Origin of the sequence: Streptomyces sp. MB09-02B (assembly GCF_033794485.1) — a bacterium.
GTDB lineage: Bacteria > Actinomycetota > Actinomycetes > Streptomycetales > Streptomycetaceae > Streptomyces.
Genome location: NZ_JARGEE010000471.1, coordinates 1 through 6,386, shown reverse-complemented (window position 1 = coordinate 6,386; position 6,386 = coordinate 1). Strand labels below are relative to the sequence as shown.

Below are 6,386 nucleotides of genomic sequence, written 5' to 3'. Positions count from 1 at the left end.
TCAAGCCGTAGACGGACTCAGGGTTTTCCTGCTCTCTGGTGGGGTTGGGATTTGGGTTAAGAGACGACCTTGGTGGTGCCGTCCGCGAGGCCGGGCGTGCCGGCGGCGCTTTCGAGGATGACCGGACCCTCGACGACCTCCGGCGCCACGAAGTTCCTCTCGGGAGTGGGGTTCACGGCGAAGCTGCCGGGACTGGCGTCATGGTGCACCCGCCATTCGCCGGTCATGCGCTGCATCTTCGGCGTGAAGGTCACGTGCATCACCTTGCCGACAGGGACTTCCCGCTGTTCCGACTCGCTGGCGGTGGCCGTCTTGACGGTCATGTCCAGCGTGCCCTTGTGCTTCACCCAGCCGCCGCTCAGGGCTCCGAAGAGGCCACCGAGGGCGCCCTGCTGGGTAGCGGTGTACTTGCCCTGGCCCTGGCCTATCGCCTTCGAGAACTCGGTGGTCACCTTCGACGGTTCGGTGGCGTTCGGCTCGCAGTTCGGGAAGTCCACGGTGACCTTTTCCGTGGGGCCGTCGAAGGTCTCGAACTTCGTCTCGACGAAATCACAGGTGTCGGAACCGAAACTGGGTCCGGCGATCGGATGGCCGCCGAAGTCGAAGATGTCCTGCTCCTTTCCGTTGAGCACCTCCGTGCGGTTGCACATGTCTATGATCTGTTCCGGAGTCGGCTCCTCGGCCGCGCTGGCCGACGGCAGCAACACGGTGGCCACGGCCGCGATCGTCACGATGGAAGAGCCGATCGCGACGTATCGGATCTTCTTGTTCCTGAAGCGCCTCTTCGCCATGTCTTCTGTTCTCTCCTTGGGGGCTGCTTTACCTTCCTGTGGAGAACTATTGGGGTTCGTCGGCGGCGCTGACAGAGTCAAACATCCCTACTCTTCAGTCACTTGAGATCGCTCGGGCGAACATCCGGACACGTCTCTGACGATCCATCAGATACAGAGGTACCCTGACCTCGGCCAACGCACCGCGAAGGGAGTCCTCATGGGCAAGCTCGACGGACGTGTCGTCCTCGTCACAGGCGCCGCGCGCGGCCAGGGCGAGCAGGAGGCCCGGCTGTTCCGGGCCGAGGGGGCGCAGGTGGTCGTCGCCGACGTCCTCGACGACCAGGGCGAGGCCCTCGCCAAGGAGATCGGCGCGCTCTACGTCCATCTGGACGTGTCCAGCGAGACCGACTGGTCCACGGCGGTCGCCGCCGCCAAGAAGGCCCACGGCCGCGTCGACGGCCTCGTGAACAACGCGGGCGTCCTGCGCTTCAACTCCCTCGTCGACACCCCCCTCGACGAGTTCATGCAGGTCGTTCAGGTCAACCAGGTCGGCGTCTTCCTCGGCATCAAGACCCTGGCCCCCGAGATCGAGGCGGCCGGAGGCGGCACCATCGTCAACACCGCCTCGTACACGGGGCTGACGGGGATGGCGTACGTCGGCGCGTACGCGGCGACCAAGCACGCCATCGTCGGTCTCACCCGGGTCGCCGCGCTGGAGCTGGCCCGCAAGGGCGTCCGGGTCAACGCGGTCTGCCCCGGCGCCGTCGACACCGCGATGACCGACCCGGGCGACGAGGTGTCCGCCGAGGCCGTCGACAAGCTCTACCGCAAGCGCATCCCGCTCGGCCGGATCGGCCGCCCCGAGGAGGTCGCCCGCCTCGCCCTCTTCCTCTCCTGCGCGGACTCGTCCTACATCACCGGGCAGCCGTTCGTGATCGACGGCGGCTGGCTGGCCGGAGTGAGCCTCTGACGGCTCCATGGATCCATCTGACGGCACGTCAGCTATTGACGCTCCACAGGGCCGGTGGAACAGTCGGCCGTGTCGGTATCTGACGGACAGTCAGAAGCAGCTGAGGATCTGACCGTGGGACGGTGAACCTCCTTGGAATTCGGGCTCTTTGTACAGGGATACGTGGGCAAGCGGGCCGAGACCGACCCCCTCGCGGAACACAAGGCGCTGATGGAGGAGACCGAGTACGTCATCCAGGCGGACAAGTCCGGCTTCAAGTACGCCTGGGCCTCCGAGCACCACTTCCTGGAGGAGTACTCGCACCTCTCGGCCAACGACGTCTTCCTCGGCTACCTGGCGCACGCGACGGACCGGATCCACCTCGGCTCCGGCATCTTCAACCCGCTCGCCCAGGTCAACCACCCCGTGAAGGTCGCCGAGAAGGTCACCATGCTCGACCATCTCACCGAGGGCCGCTTCGAGTTCGGCAGCGGGCGCGGCGCCGGCTCGCACGAGATCCTCGGGTTCATCCCCGGCGTGACCGACATGAACTACACCAAGGAGATCTGGGAAGAGACCATCGCCGAGTTCCCCAAGATGTGGCTCCAGGACGAGTACGTCGGCTTCCAGGGCAAGCACTGGTCGCTGCCGCCGCGCAAGATCCTGCCCAAGCCGTACGGGAAGTCCCACCCCGCGATGTGGTACGCCGCCGGGTCGCCCCCGTCGTACTCCATGGCCGCGCGCAAGGGGCTCGGCGTGCTCGGCTTCAGCGTGCAGAAGGTCTCCGACATGGAGTGGGTGCTGGAGAAGTACAAGACCGCCATCGTCGACGCCGAGCCCATCGGGGACTTCGTCAACGACAACGTGATGGTGACGACCACCGCGATCTGCGCGCCCACGCACGACGAGGCGGTGCGCATCGCGGTCGACGGCGGGCTGCACTATCTGCCCTCCCTCGTCTTCCGGTACCACGACACGTTCCCCCGGCCGGACGGCTTCCCCGTGTGGCCGGAGACGCTGCCCGAGTACAACGAGGAGTTCATCGAACTGCTCATCGAGGAAGAGCTGTTGATCTGCGGCGACCCGGACGAGGTCTTCCGGCAGTGCAAGCGGTGGGAGCAGGCCGGGGCGGACCAGCTGAGCTTCGGGCTGCCGGTGGGGGTGCCGAAGGAGGCGACGCTGCAGACGATCAGGTTGGTGGGGGAGCACGTGATTCCGAAGATCGACACGGATCCTGTGCATCGGACGTCCCGCTTCCGGGCTGCCGGGTGAGCGCCGTCGCGGTGTGCGGGCCCGGTGGGGCTTCCCGCGCAGTTCCCCACGCCCCTGAAGGGCGCGGCAGCACAGCCGTCGTTCCCGGTGCCCGGGAGGAAGGGATGTCGCGGTGCTCGACCATGTGATCAAAGGCGCGACCGTAGTGGACGGGACGGGCGGCCCCGCGTACACCGCTGACGTGGGGATACGGGACGGGCGTATCGCCGTCGTCGGGACCGTCACGGAAGAGGCCCGTACGGTCGAGGACGCGGCCGGGCTCGTGCTCGCCCCCGGGTTCGTCGACCCTCACACCCACTACGACGCGCAGCTGTTCTGGGACCCGTACGCGACGCCGTCCCTCAACCACGGGGTGACCACCGTCGCGGGCGGCAACTGCGGCTTCACGCTCGCGCCGCTCCACCCCGACCGCCCCGAGGACGCCGACTACACGCGGCGGATGATGTCCAAGGTCGAAGGGATGTCACTGGTCGCACTTGAGGAGGGGGCGCCCTGGAGCTGGAGCGGCTTCGGGGAGTACCTGGACGCGCTCGAAGGACGGATCGCGGTCAACGCCGGGTTCATGGTGGGGCACTGCGCGCTGCGGCGGTACGTGATGGGGCCCGACGCCATCGGCGGGCAGCCGAGCACCGAGCAACTGGACGCCATGCTGCGGCTGTTCCACGACGCGATGGAGGCGGGCGCCTGGGGGCTGTCGACCACGCAGTCCTCGACGCACAGCGACGGGGACGGACAGCCGGTCGCCTCACGGCACGCGCAACCCGCCGAACTGATCGCGCTGTCCCGGGCGGTGGGCGAGCACGAGGGGACCCAGATCGAGGCGATCGTCGCCGGCTGCCTGGACCAGTTCAGCGACGACGAGATCGACCTCTTCGTCGAGATGAGCGCGGTGGCCGGGCGCCCCCTCAACTGGAACGTCCTCACCATCGACGCGGCCGTCCCCGAACGCGTGCCGAGGCAGCTGGAGGCGAGCGAGCGGGCCCGGAAGGCGGGCGGCCGGGTCGTCGCCCTCACCATGCCCATCCTCACGCCCATGAACATGTCGCTCGGCACGTTCTGCGCGCTGAACCTCATCCCCGGCTGGGGGCCGATCCTGGGCCTGCCGGTGCCCGAGCGGATCGAGCGCCTGCGCGACCCCGAGGTGCGGGCGGAGATGCTCCGCCGGGCGGACTCCAAGGAGGCGGGCGTCTTCCGGCGGCTCGCCAACTTCGGCCGGTACGTCATCGGGGACACCTACAGCGAGGCGAACGAGGGCCTCACCGGGCGCGTCGTGCGCGACATCGCCGCCGAGCGGGGACAGGAACCGTTCGAGTGCCTGGTGGAGATCTGCGCCGCCGACAACCTCCGTACGGTCCTGTGGCCCATGCCCACCGACAACGACCCCGACTCCTGGACCCTGCGCGCCGAGACCTGGCGGCACGAGGACGTCCTCCTCGGCGGTTCCGACGCCGGCGCCCACCTGGACCGTATGTGCGGGGCCCCGTACACCACCCGGTTCATCGGCGACTGTCTGCGCGGTCGGAAGCTGGTCGGTCTCGAGCAGGCGGTGAAGATGCTCACGGACGACCCGGCGCGCCTCTTCGGCCTGCGGGAACGGGGCCAGGTGCGGGAGGGGTGGCATGCGGACCTCGTCCTCTTCGACCCGGAGCGCGTCGACGCCGGCAAGGCCACCCTGGTGCACGACCTGCCGGGTGACAGCCCCCGCCTCGACTCCAGAGCTCTCGGCGTACGGGCGGTCTGGGTCAACGGCGTCGAGGCGATCCGCGACGACGTGGTGACGGGCGCCGTACCCGGCAAGGTGCTGCGCAGCGGGCGGGACACGCGGACGGTGAGTACGCGGTGAGTCGGCCGGGGTCTTCGGAGGGGGCGTCGGAGAAGTCCTCGCAGCCGCGGCGGCTGTTCATCGGGGGTTCCTGGGTGGAGCCCGACGGCGGGCACTATCCGGTGGTCGACCCGGCGACGGAGGAGGTCGTCGGGTGGGCGCCGGAGGCCTCGCGGGAACAGGTGCACGCGGCCGCCGCCGCCGCCCGGGAGGCCTTCGGCCCCTGGTCGAGGACGCCCGCCGCCGAGCGGGCCGCGATCCTCGCCCGTACGGCGGACCACATACGGCGCCACCTCGTCCCGTACGCCGAACTCGCGCAGGCGGAGAGCGGCGCGACGACCGGGACGGCGCGGGGCATGCAGGTCGGGGTGGGCGCCGCCCGCTTCCAGCGGTACGCGCGCGTGGAGCCGGTGGAGGAACCGATCGCGCCCCAGATCAACGAGGCCGGACCCTTCGGCAAGGCGGCCGTGATGGGCGCCCTCGCCGTACGGCAGCCCGTGGGCGTGGTCACCTGCGTCACCTCGTACAACAACCCCTGGGCCAACACGGCCGGGAAGATCGCCCCCGCCCTCGCCATGGGCAACACGGTGGTCGTGAAGCCCGCCCCGCAGGACCCGCTCTCCGTCCACCGCATGGCGGAGGCCCTGGAGGCCGCCGGTGTTCCGCCGGGCGTGGTGAACGTGGTGAGCGGGTCGGGGGCCGAGGTCGGTGAGGCCGCCGTGGACTCGCCGGACGTCGACATGGTCAGCTTCACCGGCTCGACGGCGGTCGGGCGGCGGATCGCGGAGGTGTGCGGGCGCGGGATGAAACGCCAGCTGATGGAGCTGGGCGGGAAGGGCGCGGCGGTCGTCTTCGACGACGCGGACCTGGGCGCGGCCGTCGCCGGCATCGCCACCACCTTCACCTTCTACAGCGGGCAGATCTGCACGGCACCGACACGGGTGATCGCGCAGCGCGGCGTGTACGACCGGCTGGTGAGCCAACTGGCCGCCTACGCCGCCCGGTTGCCGGTCGGCGACCCGCGCGCGCCGGGCACGGTGGTCGGGCCGGTGATCTCGGCGGCCCACCGCGACCGCGTCGAGTCGTACGTCGAGCTGGGCCGCAAGGAGGGCGCGCGGGTGGTGGCGGGGGGTGAACGGCCGCCGTACGAGCGGGGTTTCTGGGTGGCGCCGACCCTGCTGGCGGACTGCACGCCCGACATGCGGGTGGTCCGCGAGGAGATCTTCGGGCCGGTCGTCGTCGCTCTCCCCTTCGACGACGAGGACGAGGCCGTCGCTCTCGCCAACGACAGCGACTACGGCCTCATCGACTACGTCTGGTCCGGCGACGTCGCCCGAGCCTTCCGGGTGGCCCGGCGCCTGCGGGCGGGCGGCGTGGGCGTGAACACGGTCGGCCGCAACATGGAGGCCCCGTTCGGCGGCTTCAAACAGAGCGGCGTGGGACGCGACGTGGGCTCGTACGCGCTGCACGCGTACAGCGAGACGCAGGCGATCGTCTGGCCGGGGTGAGCCGATGCCCTCTCCCTTCGGCGCGCGGCTGAGGTGATGATGGCTGGATGAGTGGGTTGGGT

General features: G+C 69.7%; 5 protein-coding genes. 4 read left to right on the top strand and 1 reads right to left on the bottom strand.

The genetic code is table 11. From position 1 onward, the window contains the following. Nucleotides 1–56: 56 nt before the first annotated feature. On the bottom strand, nt 57–791 hold the full coding sequence (locus tag P1P70_RS38210; RefSeq protein ID WP_319245974.1) for a hypothetical protein: 735 nt from the start codon (nt 789–791) through the stop codon (nt 57–59). Nucleotides 792–990: 199 nt separating this feature from the next. On the opposite strand from P1P70_RS38210, the gene P1P70_RS38205 reads away from it, so the two are divergent. The 4 genes from P1P70_RS38205 (at nt 991) to P1P70_RS38190 (ending at nt 6,324) form a co-directional block, all read left to right on the top strand. After that, nucleotides 991–1,743 carry a glucose 1-dehydrogenase gene (locus P1P70_RS38205; RefSeq protein WP_319245970.1) on the top strand — a complete coding sequence of 251 codons (753 nt, stop codon included), beginning with the start codon at nt 991–993 and terminating at the stop codon, nt 1,741–1,743. Between the two features lie 132 nt (nt 1,744–1,875). Beyond that, on the top strand, nt 1,876–2,994 hold the full coding sequence (locus P1P70_RS38200) for an LLM class flavin-dependent oxidoreductase (RefSeq protein WP_413471641.1): 1,119 nt from the start codon (nt 1,876–1,878) through the stop codon (nt 2,992–2,994). A gap of 112 nt (nt 2,995–3,106) precedes the next feature. Further along, a complete protein-coding gene (locus tag P1P70_RS38195) occupies nt 3,107–4,837 on the top strand; it encodes a D-aminoacylase (protein WP_319245968.1) in 1,731 nt (576 codons plus the stop codon). Continuing rightward, on the top strand, nt 4,834–6,324 hold the full coding sequence (locus tag P1P70_RS38190) for an aldehyde dehydrogenase family protein (RefSeq protein ID WP_319245966.1): 1,491 nt from the start codon (nt 4,834–4,836) through the stop codon (nt 6,322–6,324). The genes P1P70_RS38195 and P1P70_RS38190 overlap by 4 nt, the downstream gene beginning before the upstream one ends. Nucleotides 6,325–6,386: the final 62 nt, after the last annotated feature.